Below are 16,919 nucleotides of genomic sequence, written 5' to 3' on the forward strand. Positions count from 1 at the left end.
TTAGTGATGAAATTAAAATATCATAAACAAAACTTTTTCAAAAACACCTATTGTATTTTCAAAACGGTTGCTATTGAAATCATTAAGGATAAAAAGCCAAATTACACAAGCCGATCTGGTAGTCAGTATTTTTATACAGAAGAAGGTGTATATCGCATTTCTTCACATTGGGGAAGAGCTGCTACTTGCAAATGGCGATTGCAAACGGAAGAAGAAAATACTAATTTCAGGAATACAACTAAAGTAGGTTTTGCCAAATGGTCAAGTTTTTATAGGGATAATGAAGTTGAAAAATTATACTTCATCAAAAAGAGTGAATTCACCAACAAATACGAATACTTTCATAAAAACGAACCTACATACACTTCTGATTATGTTGTGCGTACCGCAGATGAAACTCGGAAAGTATTGAGACAGTTAAAAGCGATTACCACAGAAACCAAATGGGCAAAGTACATTCCACATGATGATTTAGACGATTTACGAAACTTTCTCATCAACGGATTAATTACTTCTAACAAAACGTTGCAAGAACTCAAACGTGCTTATACTAACCCTTAGTTCGATATAAAATTTGAAAACCGATTCCTTCTTTTCCGCAGTATAGCAGGAATTTTTCGTTAAGAATTTTTGAAGCCTTGGAGAAAATTTAGAAAAATTCATGCGGTTTTAGTTTTTCAATAAAAGAAAAACTAAAAATACCTCTGGGAAAGCGCACTTTCTTTTGTTGAAGCCTGTGCTGAACTAGATTCAGTATTCTTTGTGCGAGCAAAGAAAACGAAATCGAAGATTCATGAGTTCTGCAATTTGAAATAAAAATGACACGAACTAAAATAAAGAACTGATTTTTAGTATTTTAAATTTCATATGGGAAGTGTTGACAAAATTTCATTTAAATGAAACTTATATCGAACTCACATTACATTAGTGATTCTTAAAGAAAAGAAACACCCAATAAAATCCAACCGATCACTAATAACAGTCCGCCAAGTGGCGTAATTGGACCTAAAAAGCGTAGTTTCTTGCCTTTTGCGCTGCTGATGCATAAACCATATATGCTAAACGAAAACAAAAACGTTCCTGCAATAAAACACCATGCAATCGCAGTTTCTAAACTTTCCGTAAACGAAAATTGAAATCCGATCACCAATAATACAATAGCGTGATACATTTGATACTTTACGCCAGTTTCAAAGCTTTTTAGTAAATCATCTGATAAAATTTTCTTCAATGCATGCGCACCAAATGCTCCAAAAATAATTCCCAATGCGCCATACAAAGCCGCAATTAATAATACGTATTTTTCCATGGCGCAAAGGTAAAAGATAATAGTTGCTTCTCTCAAATTATTCTAAAAATTACTATTAAAGCATTTATGGAAATTTTTAGTTATTAATTTTTCATTTTCTTTGCTCGCATAAAGAAAACAGAAACAAAAGGACCAGAACTTATAGTGCCATAGTGCTAATATGTTGTACGCGCTACTGATTCATTTCCATCTCAGATGAATATTGACAACATTTTGGCAATTTCTTATACGCTAATTTATTTCCTTTTTCTTTGTCTGTATCGTAACCAGCGTCCGCAATTGCTTCGCGAAGATCGGTTTCATTCGCTTTTGCTGCATCATACGATACTTGAATACTTTTCTTCTTTATGTCCCAAGTTGCTTCGGCAACGCCATCCACACTTTTAGCCGCTTTTTCAATGGTAGTTTTGCACATTCCACAATTTCCGCGTACGCCAAAATTAGCCACGGCTAAATCCTTTCCTTGCTCAGTTGTTGTTTTTACGTCTGTTTTCGCTTCATTTTTACAGCTAATCACTGTTAATGAAACAACTGCTAATAGACTTAAAATTACTTTTTTCATTGTTTTAAAAATTTAAAAATTAAAATAGTTGATATAAAATATAACCTAAAATGGCTCCTATAATCACAATCCAAAAAGCATTCAGTTTCTTATAATAAAAAACCAAAACCATACTTATGATTGCGATTGTAATAGATTGCCAATTGATAAGAATTTCTTCTGATAAATGATACGTAACACCAATCATGATTCCAACTGCCGAAATATTCACAGCGTCTAAAAAACCAGAAGCTAATTTCGATTTTCGCAATTTTGGCACAATCGGATTCAATACTAATACAAAAATAAAGGATGGTAAAAAGATTCCTAAAGTCGCAACGAGTGCGCCCCAAATTCCATTAATTTGATAACCGACAAAGGATGCAGTAGATAATACTGGACCTGGCGTAAACTGCCCGATAGCAATAGCATCTAACAATTCCGATTTTGTAAGCCATCCTAGTTTTTCAACCAATTCAGCATCCAAATAAGCAACTAAAACGTATCCGCTGCCAAATAAAATAGCGCCAACTTTTAAGAATACGAAAAAAAGTTTGGCATTCGTAACTGTTTTAGTCAAGGCTATTCCTGACGAGATTAGAAATGCAGGCGCGAAAACATTCAATTTTTTATCAGACATTTTCGGAACGCCTAACCATATTAATCCTATAAAACCACCTAATAAAATAATGGTAATTTCATTAATTCCACATACGGAAGCGATCACGGTTGCCATACCAATGACGGCTAATTGCCAGTTTTTTAATGCTTTGTTACCTAATTTATAGATTGCTGAAAGTATAATTGCGATTACGGCTGGTTTTATGCCGTACAAGAAAGGTTCAATTTGCGGTAACTTTCCATAACTCACATACAAATACGCTAAGATTGTTGTAAATACAACGGCAGGAAAAATAAAGGATATACCAGCAACAAATAGTCCTTTCCAACCTGCACGTTCATGACCACAATGCATCGTCATTTCGGTTGAATTTGGACCAGGAATAAGATTGGTAGCGCCCATTAAATCTAAAAAATGTTCGCGTGTCATCCACTTTCGTTTACTGACAACTTCATCTTCCATCATGGCAATATGTGCCGCAGGACCGCCAAATGCAAACATGCCTAGTTTTAAAAAAACAGTCGCTACTTCTTTTAAATTCCCTTTAGTTTTCACGTTATCTTACTTCAATACTTGTTTTACTTCTCCACATGTCAACATCATATCGCCAAAATACGGATTTCTGATTTTTTCTTCAGTACTCAACCAATAGGCGCCTTTGTCATTGTTTGCCATTGGACAAAATTGTACCGTAAGTTGTTGGTCTAATGTATCAAAATTTTGAACCATTTCTATAATATGGTTTGAAATGATTCGAAATTTTTCACGTTGTTTTTCAATCGTAACATCTTTATTGATTCCTTTCGATGTTTTATGTAGCATTGACCAATACATATTTGAAGCATCTCGTTGTGGAATGGTTAATAGCTCCAATGCTTTTCGGAAGGCTTCACTCTTTGCTGCTGCGAGTTTTACATCGCTTTGCACCAATGCATCTTTTAGTTCAACATAAGCTTTTATAGAAGCTTGAAACGATTTTTCAAAAGCTGCATCAAACTCCAATTTTGTAGGTTCTTTTTTTGTTGAAGTTTCCTTCCGAGCATTCATCATCGATTTTTTGCCTTGCAATTGTGCGGCTGCATCCACAGTAAATGTTCCGTTTGTGACAATTTCGTCTTCAGCAGTAAGTCCAGAAACGACTTCGTAATTGTCTGCAATTGCAGTTCCTAAGGTAATTTCTCGCGCTTCAAAAACAGGTTCGTTGGCAGATGTTTTTACATAGACAATCGAACGTTTTCCTGTCCATAAAATTGCCGATTTCGGAATGGTCAACACTGTACTTTTGGCTGTATTGGTAGCTAACAAACCAGTAACAAACATGCCAGGTTTTAATTTCCCATCACGATTGTTCAATTCTACTTTCACCGAAACAGTTCGCGTAGCGGTATTCAATACAGGATCAATAAATGTGATCTTTGCAGAAATCTTTTCATTTGGATTTGCATTAGTCGTAATCGTAATTTCATCTCCTTTTTTCAAACTAGACAATTGCTTTTCGTACGCATCAAAACTTGCCCAAACTGTATTCAAATTAGAGACTTTAAACAATGCGCCACCTTCCATAATGTGATTTCCTTCTGAGACCATTTTTTCCGTGACAACGCCAGAAACACTTGCGTAAATAGGAAATTGCGAAGACACTTTTTGTGAAGTTTCAATCTGTTGAATTTGCGCTTCGGAAAGTTTCCATAGTTTTAACTTATTCCGAACTGCTTTGTATAAAGCTGGTTGCGATTCTTTCATGCGAATGGCAGTAATCAATTCTTGTTGTGTGGTGACTAATTCAGGTGAATATATCAAGGCGATTCGCTGTCCTTTTCGAACTTCTTCACCTGTAATATTTACATATAATTTTTCAATACGTCCACCAAAATGTGCCGTTTGGATAGCGTTTGTCTTTTCATTGGCTTCAATCGTTCCTGTGAGTTTCATTGCAGTATCTGCAGCTGTTCCTTCAGAAATCTTTGTAGTTTCAATATTTGCCAATGCCATCGCGTTTTTAGACATTCGAAATTGATCCGAAGACAATTTCGTGCTACTTTCTTCCATAGGAATCAAATCCATTCCACAAATTGGACAATCGCCAGCTTCCGTGAGCATAATTTGTGGATGCATAGAACACGTCCATTTGGAAGCTTCCGCAGTTGTTTCATGCGTGTGTGTTTCGGCTGTTTCGCCAGAAAAGACAAACTTTCCAATGACAATTCCGACAACAATTAAAACGATATAAATGATATACTTTTTCATCTGTTTTTTATTTCAACATTAACTATATAATTTAACCAACATCCAAACTGCCATCACGAGCATGATTGAGTTTTCAATAAACGTAGCTTTCGTCATTGGTAATTTTAAAGCAGTTCCTAAACAAGCACATTGAATCGCTTTTTTGTCAAACAATGCTTTAGTCACGCCAATGGTTGTAATTCCTAAAATGATAATTGTAACGATCAACGCCATTGGAATTTGGAATCTGAATAAAAAGAATATACCAAGCGTAATTTCTATAAACGGATAGATCCACGCATACGCAGGAATTTGCTTTGCTAACGGATCGTACATTTGAAACGATTTTGGAAATCCGGTATAATCTAAAAACTTAAAAAAGCTAAAGACTACATAAAAAAGTCCCATGAAATCGAGCATAAATTCAGAAACTGACCAATCATTGAGGTTCATTAACACAGTTGCCGTTGTGATGTATAAGAAGATTAAAAACAACGGGAAAAGTTGTTGTAATTCACTCTTTTCTTCGGTAGTTTCAACCTGTGTAAATACATGTTGAGTTTGCTCCTGAATCGTATACTTTTCAGGTAAAGCAGCTTGTAATGTTTGCAAATCGGGTAGAGGAGAAGCGTCAATGATAGCTTCTGACTGTTCTAAATTCACCGTTGCAGAAGTCACGCTTTCTAAACCGTTCAAGATTTTTTCGACTTGACTGCGACAACCGTTGCAAGTCATTCCTGTGATTTTATATATTTTTTTCATTTTTATAAACATTTATTTTATGTGTTCTTTTCTTTGCTTTCCCAAAGAAAACGAACCAAAAGAAAGGGAACTTTTATGAGGTGTTTTTAGTTCTTCTTTAAAAAGAACTAAAACCGTACTATTGATCCTAAATTTCTTCCAAGGCTTCAGAAATTTTTAACGTATCAATAGTACTACACTGCATAAAAGAGGGAAAACGAATACTGTTCATTATTTCTTAATTTAATTTTTTATTTCGTGTCTGTTGTTAAAAATTCTAGAATCGCGCTATTGGAAAAACATACGTTGAGATCTTTTACCTTTTGCAATTCAAAACTTAGTGCTAACTGATCTAAGGCTAATAACTGCTCAAAGTCCATTTTGGCAGTTTGATACGCTGCTAAAATCACTTCTTTGGCTTGTTCGGCTTGTAAAATATTTTCGTCTTGTGTCCGAATGCTTTCTTTTGCATTTTTCAATGTATTTAAAGCTTGTTCATACGCAATTAATAATTGATTTTTTACGGTAATTTTTGTTTGCGAAATCGCTTCTTGTTCTAGTTGTAATTGTTTTTGCTTCGCGATGTGTTTCTTATTAAATAAAGGAATCGACACCGTAACCATTGGCATAATGATATCTTTTCCGTTATCGGGAAGCGAAATGCCCGAACGTTCTGCCACTAATACATAATCGAGTCCGAAACCTATGGACGGATTTCCTTCTTTCTTGGCTACGATTTCCGATTGTTGCAAGGCATTTTCTAAATGATCCAATTGCTGTAATTTCGGATTCATCTCAATAGCTTCTTTGGTCGTAAAAAAGCCTACTTCCTGTACTTTTAAAGAATCTAATACTAAAACTTCGGTCGTTACAGGTTTGTTTAGCAATAGGTTAAAGGTTACTTTTTGACTTTGAATATTCTCAGAAATCTCTTGAAATTGTTGTAATAAGGTGTTCTTCTTCATCTTAATGTTCAACACATCCACCATATTTGTGCGATTGTTTTCGAGTTCGTTCAATGCTAACTTTTCATACGTATCTAAAATTTCGATGTGCTGTTTCGTAATCGTGTGTTTTTGTTGCAATGTGTACAATTCGTAATACGCCAATTTTACATTCAGCGAAAGCTGTCTTTTTAAAAAATCGATTTCACTTTCTTTTGCATTTGCCAATAGTTTTGCATTTTCCTTCTTCGCGCTAAGCAATCCAAACCAAGGAATTTTTTGACTCGCCGAGAAACGTGCTCTTTGCGGACCCACTCTGGTTTCTACGGCTTGCGCAAACACACCAACGCCCAATTGTGTATTGGGTAAACTTCCAACTTCATTCACTTTTTCCAACGCACTTTCGTATTGAAATTGTTTGGCTAAAATTTCTGAGCTGTTTTTTTCGGCTTCCGCCAGATAGTTCTCTAAGCTTTGCCCATGTGTAACTTGAAACAACAATAGACAAGTGATTATATATACGTTTTTATGCTTCATGAGTGTTCTTTTTTAATTGAATTTCTTCGCGCCAGCTATATAAAACAGGCACAATAAAGTAGGAGGTAATATCGATGATCATACCGCCAAAAATTGGAATCGCCATCGGAATCATAATATCACTTCCTCTTCCCGTAGAAGTTAATACTGGAAGCAACGCTAATACAGTTGTAACTGTCGTCATTAAACAAGGTCGGATGCGTTTTCCAGCGGCTTCTATGGTTGCCAAACGGATTCCTTTTTTGTCAGAAGGAAGCACTTTCGCAAAGGTTTGCTTTAAATAGGTTGCCATAATCACTCCATCATCGGTTGCAATTCCAAATAGGGCAATGAAACCGACCCAAACCGCCACACTTAAATTGATGGTTTTCATATTAAAGAGTTCTCTCAAATTCTCTCCAAAGAGATTGAAATTTAAAAACCATTCTTGCCCGTAGAGCCATATCATGATAAATCCGCCTGCAAAGGCAACCGTAATTCCTGTAAAAATCATTAAGGAAGTAGTGACCGATCGAAATTGGAAATACAGAATTAAAAAGATAATGATTAACGCTAATGGCACGACAACGGACAATGTTTTTTCGGCTCTGAGTTGATTTTCGTATGTTCCTGTAAATTGATAGTTGATTCCTTTTGGAACTATTAATTCACCTGAATCTATTTTTTCTTGAATGACCGCTTGTGCCGTTTCAACAACAGTTACTTCTGCAAAACTAGCTAGTTTATCAAATAATACATACCCGACTAAGAATGTGTCTTCACTTTTAATTACTTGCGGACCTTGTTCGTAGCGAATCGTTGCCAATTCACTTAGTGGAACCGGACTGCCTTTCTCCACAGGAATGTATATACTTTTTAAATCTTCAGGATTGCTCCGTAATTCTCGTGGATAGCGCACACGAACACCATAACGTTCTCTGCCTTCAACGGTTTGCGTTAATACGATTCCTCCAACAGCTACTTTGAGTACATTTTGCACTTCTTCGATGGTGATGCCATAGCGGGCAATTTTTTCTCTGTCTATATCAATGAGCAAATAGGGTTTCCCAACAATACGATCTGCAAAGACCGCTTCTTTTTTGACACCTTCAACTTCTTTTAGAATCGTTTCTAGTTGTACACCGAAAGCTTCTATTTGCGCTAGGTTTTGTCCTTTTACTTTAATTCCCATCGGAGCGCGCATTCCGGTTTGCAGCATGACCAATCGGGTTTCAATCGGTTGTAATTTTGGCGCGGAGGTAACACCAGGTAATTTGGTCACTTTTATGATTTCATTCCAAATATCATCTGGCGATTTGATATGTGGTCTCCAATTGCGGTAGAATTCGCCATTATTGTCTTCGATGAGTTGTGCTGTTGTCACATCGAGCGTACTTACTTTGTTCTCGACTGCGCTCGAACTGACATTTATATTTTGAATTAAACGACCATCTTTTAATTCAAACAACCCATCTTCATTTACTTTGTAGCGTTGTCGTTTTCCAGCAGCATTCAGCATGTATTCAGGTTTGTACTGAATGATGTTTTCATACATGGACATTGGCGCAGGATCTAAGGCAGAATCTGTACGACCTGCTTTTCCAACCACAGTTTCTATTTCGGGAATGCTCGCCACAGCCATATCCAATTGTTGCAATACACGTTTGTTTTCTTCCACGCCCGAATGTGGCATTGATGTTGGCATTAGTAGAAAAGAACCTTCATTTAGCGATGGCATAAATTCTTTTCCTGTATGTTGAAGAATGTAAAAACCAAATATTACAATGGAAGTCGGAATGCTTAAAAATAAGAGCCTGTTGTGCAATGCCCAGTTTAAAATTCGAGTATAATACCTTTGGAATAGCATAAAAATACCTAAGAGTCCAAAGCAGATAATCCCAACAAAAAGAAGGTTTAGCAGGATACTTTTATCAACTCCTAATGGTCTCCAATGTTCTGCCAAGAGAAATACGATCGCCAATGCAGAAATGATAATGTTGATGAAGTTTGCTTTTTTCTCGGTAAGGATATGGTTTCTTTTTAGAAATGCTACAACGCCAAAACCAACCAATAGAATTCCAATCCAATAGCCATAAAACATGGTTGTTACACCAAGAACGATCAATAAACCATTTAAAAGATAGCTTGTCGTTTTTTTAATGTTTACTTTCTTAAAGATAGCCGCCGCAAATGGTGGAATTAAAAATAGTGCGATGACCAAAGCAGCAATCAGTGCAAATGTTTTTGTAAAGGCTAAGGGTCTGAATAGTTTTCCTTCGGCGCCAATCATTGTAAATACTGGAATAAAACTAATAATTGTGGTCATTACTGCGGTTACAATGGCTCCTGAAACTTCCGTTGTTGCGTTGTAAACTAAGGTATTTATAGGCAAACTTTCTTTGTCTTCATCGACATGCCTTATGATATTTTCGGAAAGTATCACACCGACATCGACCATCGTGCCAATCGCAATGGCAATTCCTGACAATGCTACAATATTTGCATCCACATTGAATAGTTTCATCGCTATAAACACCATCAAAACGGCAACTGGAAGCAATCCAGCTATTAAGATAGACGCGCGCAAGTTGAATACCATTATGATAATCACCAAAATGGTAATTAAGATTTCTAAGGTTAGCGCTTCATTGAGTGTTTCGAGCGTTTCATTGATCAATTCTGTTCTGTCGTAAAACGGAACCACCGTTAGTTGTGAGGTGCGACCATCACTTAATATTTTGGATGGCAATCCTGCGCTCAATTCCTGAATTTTTTCTTTTACATTGTTGATCACTTCCATCGGATTCGCGCCATATCTTGCTACGACAACACCACCAACGACTTCCGCACCTTCTTTGTCTAGAATTCCTCTGCGTGTTGCAGGTCCTAGAGTGACGTTTCCAATGTCTTTGATTTTGATGGACGTAAAGTTTTTAGAGGTTACGACCGCATTTTCGATGTCTTCAATCGATTTTATATAGCCCAAACCGCGCACTAAATATTCAACTTGGTTGATTTCTAAGGTTTGCGCTCCAATGTCTTTGTTACTTTCTTTGACTGCTTTTACAACCTGATCTAATCCTATATTGTATTGACGCATCAATTCTGGATCGACATCTACTTGATATTCCTGAACATATCCACCAATAGATGCTACTTCTGATACGCCACTCGCAGAGGATAAGGCATATTTTACGTAATAATCTTGAATACTTCGAAGTTCTTGTAAATCCCAACCGCCTGTGACGTTTCCAGCTTCATCACGTCCTTCAAGTGTATACCAAAATATTTGCCCTAAACCCGTAGCATCTGGTCCTAATGTAGGATTTACAGCTTCTGGTAGTAAGTTGGTAGGTAAGGAGTTGAGCTTTTCGAGAATACGACTGCGACTCCAATAGAATTCAACATCTTCTTCAAAAATGATATAGATGCTTGAAAACCCAAACATAGAAGAACTACGAATCGTTTTTACGCCTGGAATTCCAAGCAGCGATGTCGTTAACGGATAGGTGATTTGATCTTCAATGTCTTGTGGCGATCGTCCACTCCATTTTGTGAATACTATTTGTTGATTTTCACCAATGTCAGGAATGGCATCAACAGCAACAGGATTGCTAGGTAAAAAGCCTGTGTTCCAATTAAACGGCGCGTTTATAGTTCCCCAACCGATAAAAAGGAGGAGGAGCAACATCGCGACAAGCTTATTTTCTATTAAAAACTTAATACTTTTATTGAGCATGAGTATTGATATTTATACATACGAATGATTTTAAAATAGGAGTACAGTTGTGTTTCCAGTTTGAATTAATTCAATAGGAAATCAACATTCGTAGTATGTATCAAATTAGGAAAGTCTCATCAAGCACTTGTATGTCCTTGACCAGTGGTGGCGGTTTGTAAGGTGTATATACAGCTTTTTCTGTGTCTTCTTCTGAAAGAATGTAAATGTAGCTGTATACAAATGCCGTAATGAATGTTTGTGTTGTGTTTACAAAAGTGTCTTGTGATGGTAATTCATCGAGTCCTTGAATTAAGGTGCTGATGTCACTACAACACGGTGTTTGTTGTACTGTAGTGTGTTCGGAAGCTGAAGTTTCTACTTCCATACCACAGGTTTCTGCTTCTATACCAATGGCAAAACTTACCTTTTCACCACCACAAATATGTTCATTGATGGTGAATGAAAATGTAGAGAACAGCACTAATAAGGCTGTTGCGCATACACTGATATGTTTTAGAAACTGTTTCATGAAGCTGTAAAAGTACGATTTTTTTTTGACTGTTCGATTTTTAGACGCGCTTCGCTTTTACGGAATGCTTATAAAGCATCAATAGAGATGTTAACTATTTCTAACATCTCTATTGAAGTTACTCATAGGTATTGTTGTTATCCCTTTTTACTTATTAGTTTTCAGGTAACTGCTCATTAATTTGATATGTACTAAAATTTAGAAAGTTTCCTGGATGCGCCAATACATTCTGAAGAATGAAAGGTGTATCAGGTATTGTACCCGTATATTGTGTATTACCATCCATATTAACATCATCATAGGTATAACCGCTAATAGCATACGTTGGTAAGTTGAGGAAGTTACCAACGTCATTGATTACCGTTGATAAGATTTTTGGAGTATCTGGATTGGTTCCAGAATACTGCACTCCTGTGTTTCCATCTACATTTCCTGCCCACATTCCTACTTTTCCGCTTGGCATTCCGAAGGTAGTCTGAGCATTGCTACCATACGTAATCTGTGCGCTACTATTTGTAAAATCAATGGTATTAATACCTGAAGTATAGGTAAATGCTACACTACTGATAATACTTAAATGATTACGGTGTCTTATAGCAATGTAATAGGTGTCTTCTGCGGTTGAAAAGTTTAATGCTGAGATACCATCTATAGCTACAATATCACCGTCACGTTGTAATAGTGCTGAGCGAGCGTATTGAACGGAATTGTTGTTAGCATCTCGAAGTTCTACCCAAATCCAATCGACAATAGCATCTTCTCCTGTGACATTAAACACTGAAAAATTACAAATAATTCCGTCGTTATAAGGAGTTTTGGTTGGCAAGTATCCTGTTACTCTTAGGTCATCACGCATTAAGTCTTCTTCTCCTGTATTTGGATTGAGAGCAGCACCTTGTAAAAACACCTTTAATGCTAATGTGAATTGTGGTGTTGCGGGAGTAGTCCTGATAAATAATGTTTCTTCAATACTGCTTCCACATTCGTTTACCGCGGAAACATATAAAGTTCCCGATTGCATAATATTAGGAATTGTAACTTGATTGGTCAGCGTGCTTTCAGTCCATCCATTATTTGCTAACCTCCATTCATAAGAAGTGGCTCCCACAACAGGATCAATGGTATATGTTTCTGATGTTCCTTGAGTAATAAGAACAGCTCCAGAAAGATTTTCTGGAATGCTTGGAGCTCCTGGAGCAATAGTAGTTATTGTTATCACATTAGAAGTAACTGTTTGTACAGATACACATTCTAAATCTGTAGTAACTTCACAACTAACAACATCTCCAACCTGTAAATTAGTAGTCGAAAATTGTGGATTATCAGACCCTACATTTATATTATTTATTTTCCATTGATAGTTAGGGTCTACGCCTCCATTAGTAACATTTGCAGTTAACGTAGTTGATGTAAAGTTACAAATGATACCTTGATCAATACCACTTATTGTCACTACTGGTGTTGCAATTGGAGTTACAGAATTTATAGTTATTGTATTAGATGTTATACTGGTTACTGAATAGCAATTGTAAGCTGTTGTAATTTCACAAGAAATAGCATCTCCTGCAACTAATGTATTACTGGAAAAAGTATCACTGTTAGTCCCAGTATTTACGCCATTTATTTTCCATTGATATTGTAAGACATCATCAGAAATTTGAGGAATTGCTGTGAATACTACATTTTCTCCAGAGCAAATGTCTGTTTGAGAAGAGCTTTTAATGTTTACTGTATTCAAAATCTCTTCTTGTATGGTAAAAGACTCATCTGTAACATCAAAAGTATTTGGATTCGTAAATGAAGCGACTCTCAGTAAAACATTTTCACTTGATATATTCGGAATAGTCCAATCATAGGCACCTAAAGTAGTTTCATAATTTGTTATAATAGATACCCAAGTACTTCCATTATTGACAGAGTAATGAATGTTATAAAACTGAATAGGCGTTGTTTCATTCCAGCTAATAGTATATATTTCGCAAGCATTTAAAATTGTAGAAGCAGCATTAGGAGCAGTAATTGTGATCACTGCTGGATCGTTCTGAATGCAGAAAGGAATGTCGCTAGTGTTGCTTTTGCAGGAATTCAAATGATCTTCTATTTTGAAAATACAGTTTGAAGAAATAGTATTAGGAACAGTCCATGCATACACATTACTCGAAGTTTGATAGTTGGTTACAATTTCTGTGTACGTAGCGCCACCATTTGTGGAATAGGAAATATCATAAAAGTTTGAAATTCCGTCAGATTCCCAAAGAATATCATACGAAGATCCAGCAGTTAATATACCTCCAAAATTTCCGCTGATAATTTTTATGGGTTCTTCAATAGAAAATGGAGCATCTGAAACGTCACTATAAACGCTTGTGGCTCCAGTACTTGTAGGGTAAACTCTCACCAGCGCATTGTCTGTTTCAATATTATTCATATCCCATTCAAACGTAGCAGGGTTTGTAGTAGCTTCCCAAGAGGAGTCTATTGTAGACCATGTTGATCCGTTATTTATACTATATTGAATTCCATAATCATCCCATCTTGAACCATGTTCAAAAGTTATAGACGTAACAGTACATCCTCTCCAGTCAGTAGAAGTAATGCCTCCTTGCGGCGTTAAAATAGTCACTGCTGGTTTGATGGTAAAAGTAGTATCACTAACATCGTAGAATTGTGAGAAGTTATAGTTACTTACTCTCACTAGACAATTAGAACTATTCTGTGCTGGAACAGTCCAATTATGGTTTCCGTCATTAGATGTTGAGTTAGTTATATTTAGCCAAGTACTTCCATTATCTATGGAATAGTCTAAGCGGACAGTTGAAGTAAACATTTTCGATGCTAGCCAAGTGATGCTTCTGTATTCTCCTGCATAATAGGTTACATCTGTATTTGGAGATGTTAACACTGGTTTTGCAGGAAGAATTGTAAAATGAGCGCTTTCGACCGTGATACAACTGTTATTATAGTCTTGTACTCTGAGTGAAACTTCTTCTGAGTACGTATTTGGAATTGTCCAATTATAATTAGTTCCAAATATATTGGAAGCAATCGTTATCCAAGCAGCAGTATCGCTTGTTCTATATTGAATCGAATAAGTCCCAGATGTTTCCGGGGAACCTACCCAACTAATTAATTGCGAAACACCTGCAGTATATACTTCTCCTCCAGTTATAGAGGTAAGCGCAATATGGTTACTAGGCACAATAGTAAACGAATTGTTGCTGACATCTTCACTTTCAGGATGGTACAAAGCACTTATCTTTACTCTTACCGTATTACTATCAATCGTATTAGGGATATTCCAATCGTAGGTTCTTATTGCTGTGGAAGTTCCTGATTTGATGACATCTGTCTCTATAGTATTCCAAGTAGCTCCATCATCCTCACTGTAATAAAAATTAAAACGTGTCTCGCAAGAAGAAGCTCTAAAGTTAATCGGCAATTCATCACATCCGTTACGTGAAAGATTGGTAAAATCATCTGTCAATTCCACCATCGGCTTCACAGTAAATGGTGCATCACTAGTGTCGAACAATGCTGTATTTCCAGAGTTGCTAATTCGAACTAAATAGGAGGTGGTTGGTATACTGCTTGGAGTCGTCCAACTCCGATTTCCATCATTGGTAGTTCCATTTGTTATGGTGTTCCAAGTAGTTCCATTATCAGAAGAATAGTCGAGTTTAGGATTGGCGTAAAGGCTAGCTGTATCCCATTGAATGTTGTAGGAACATCCTGCATCTAAGATTTCTCCACCATTAGGATAGATTAAAACAGGCGGCGAAGGTGCGATGGTAAATACGGCATCACTGATGTCTTCTTTACACGGTTCTTGCGTATCATAGACACGGATTCTGCAATTTTCTCTTAATGATAGTTGTGGTACATTCCAGGTGTATGATCCGGCAGTAGTTTCATAATTGCTGACAATGGTAAGCCACGGTCCTGTTTCGGCAACACGATATTGAATGGTGTATCTGTTTGATGTATTAGAGGCATTCCAAGTAATGGTATGCGATGTGTTCCCCAAAAGCGTTTCCCCGCCATTTGCAGAAGTGACTGTTATATGGTTACTAGGCACAATAGTAAACGAATTGTTGCTGACATCTTCACTTTCAGGATGGTACAAAGCACTTATCTTTACTCTTACCGTATTACTATCAATCGTATTAGGGATATTCCAATCGTAGGTTCTTATTGCTGTGGAAGTTCCTGATTTGATGACATCTGTCTCTATAGTATTCCAAGTAGCTCCATCATCCTCACTGTAATAAAAATTAAAACGTGTCTCGCAAGAAGAAGCTCTAAAGTTAATCGGCAATTCATCACATCCGTTACGTGAAAGATTGGTAAAATCATCTGTCAATTCCACCATCGGCTTCACAGTAAATGGTGCATCACTAGTGTCGAACAATGCTGTATTTCCAGAGTTGCTAATTCGAACTAAATAGGAGGTGGTTGGTATACTGCTTGGAGTCGTCCAACTCCGATTTCCATCATTGGTAGTTCCATTTGTTATGGTGTTCCAAGTAGTTCCATTATCAGAAGAATAGTCGAGTTTAGGATTGGCGTAAAGGCTAGCTGTATCCCATTGAATGTTGTAGGAACATCCTGCATCTAAGATTTCTCCTCCATTAGGATGAGTTAAAACAGGTGGCGAAGGTGTGATGATAAATACGGCATCACTGATGTCTTCTTTACACGGCTCTTGCGTATCATAGATACGTATTCTACAGTTTTCTCTTAATGAGAGTTGCGGCACATTCCAAGTATAAGAATCCGAAGTGGTTTCATAATTGCTGACAATGGTAAGCCATGATCCTGTTTCGGAAACACGATACTGAATCGTATAGCGATTTGAAGTACCTGAGGCATTCCAAGTAATATTATGTGAAGTATTTCCAAATAGTGTTTCTCCGCCATTTGCAGAGCTAAGTGTAATATGATTACTAGGTGTAATACTAAACGAATTGTCGCTGATGTCTTCGTTTATTATATGATCTCGAGAACTTATTTTTACCCGTACGGTATTACTGTCAATCGTATTGGGGATATCCCAGTCATAGGTTCTTATAGCATTATTGGCTTTATATACACCTATCGCAATGGTATTCCAAGTTGCACCATCATCTTCACTGTAATAAAAATTAAAATATATTTCACAGGAAGAAGCCGTAAAGTTAATTGGCAAGGTATCACAACCGTTTAGTGAAAGACTCGAAAAATCATCCGTTAAGGCAATCATAGGCTTTACCGTAAATGTGCTATCGCTGGTATCCAACAACGACGTGTTGTTATAGTTACTTATACGTATCAAATACGTAGTTGTTGGGTCACTATTAGGAGTTCTCCAATTATAAACTCCATCATTAGTCGTGTTGGTTGTAATGGTGTTCCAGGTATTCCCGTTATCAGAAGAATAATCCAGTCTAGCAGATGTGTACAAGGTGGAAGTATCCCATTGAATAGTGTAAGTGCACCCTGAATCTAATTCCTCTCCTCCATTAGGATGAGTTAAAACAGGTGGCGAAGGTGTGATGATAAATACGGCATCACTGATGTCTTCTTTACACGGCTCTTGCGTATCATAGATACGTATTCTACAGTTTTCTCTTAATGAGAGTTGCGGCACATTCCAAGTATAAGAACCCGAAGTGGTTTCATAATTGCTGACAATGGTAAGCCATGATCCTGTTTCGGAAACACGATACTGAATCGTATAGCGATTTGAAGTACCTGAGGCATTCCAAGTAATATTATGTGAAGTATTTCCAAA

At 36.8% G+C, this 16,919-nt stretch carries 10 protein-coding genes; 1 reads left to right on the forward strand and 9 read right to left on the reverse strand.

The window, feature by feature from the left end; all coding sequences use genetic code 11:
• Positions 1 to 6 precede the first annotated feature (6 nt).
• Entirely contained in the window at positions 7 to 561 is a 555-nt protein-coding gene (locus tag H2O64_RS20680; RefSeq protein ID WP_187564144.1) for a hypothetical protein, read from the forward strand.
• Between the two features lie 373 nt (positions 562 to 934).
• On the opposite strand, the gene H2O64_RS20685 is transcribed toward H2O64_RS20680, so the two are convergent.
• From H2O64_RS20685 to H2O64_RS20725, 9 genes are all read right to left on the reverse strand, one after another.
• A complete protein-coding gene (locus H2O64_RS20685) occupies positions 935 to 1,309 on the reverse strand; it encodes a DUF423 domain-containing protein (protein ID WP_187564145.1) in 375 nt (124 codons plus the stop codon).
• 172 nt (positions 1,310 to 1,481) lie between these two features.
• Positions 1,482 to 1,871, reverse strand: coding sequence for a heavy-metal-associated domain-containing protein (locus H2O64_RS20690; protein WP_187564146.1), 390 nt, complete (start codon positions 1,869 to 1,871; stop codon positions 1,482 to 1,484).
• Between the two features lie 19 nt (positions 1,872 to 1,890).
• On the reverse strand, positions 1,891 to 3,027 hold the full coding sequence (gene chrA / locus H2O64_RS20695) for a chromate efflux transporter (RefSeq protein ID WP_187564147.1): 1,137 nt from the start codon (positions 3,025 to 3,027) through the stop codon (positions 1,891 to 1,893).
• A gap of 6 nt (positions 3,028 to 3,033) precedes the next feature.
• Entirely contained in the window at positions 3,034 to 4,719 is a 1,686-nt protein-coding gene (locus tag H2O64_RS20700) for an efflux RND transporter periplasmic adaptor subunit (protein ID WP_187564148.1), read from the reverse strand.
• Positions 4,720 to 4,737: 18 nt separating this feature from the next.
• Positions 4,738 to 5,460, reverse strand: a complete 723-nt coding sequence (locus H2O64_RS20705) for a heavy-metal-associated domain-containing protein (RefSeq protein ID WP_187564149.1) — start codon at positions 5,458 to 5,460, stop codon at positions 4,738 to 4,740.
• Between the two features lie 230 nt (positions 5,461 to 5,690).
• Positions 5,691 to 6,920, reverse strand: coding sequence for a TolC family protein (locus tag H2O64_RS20710; protein WP_187564150.1), 1,230 nt, complete (start codon positions 6,918 to 6,920; stop codon positions 5,691 to 5,693).
• Positions 6,910 to 10,638: an efflux RND transporter permease subunit gene (locus H2O64_RS20715; RefSeq protein ID WP_187564151.1), complete on the reverse strand. Its 3,729-nt coding sequence runs from the start codon at positions 10,636 to 10,638 to the stop codon at positions 6,910 to 6,912. Before H2O64_RS20715 ends, H2O64_RS20710 begins: the two co-directional genes overlap by 11 nt.
• A gap of 100 nt (positions 10,639 to 10,738) precedes the next feature.
• Positions 10,739 to 11,149, reverse strand: coding sequence for an HYC_CC_PP family protein (locus H2O64_RS20720; protein ID WP_187564152.1), 411 nt, complete (start codon positions 11,147 to 11,149; stop codon positions 10,739 to 10,741).
• A 154-nt stretch (positions 11,150 to 11,303) separates the two neighbouring features.
• A partial coding sequence (locus tag H2O64_RS20725) for a hypothetical protein (protein ID WP_187564153.1) occupies positions 11,304 to 16,919 on the reverse strand: 5,616 nt, incomplete at its 5' end.

It is taken from the genome of Kordia aestuariivivens (assembly GCF_014397005.1).
GTDB lineage: Bacteria > Bacteroidota > Bacteroidia > Flavobacteriales > Flavobacteriaceae > Kordia > Kordia aestuariivivens.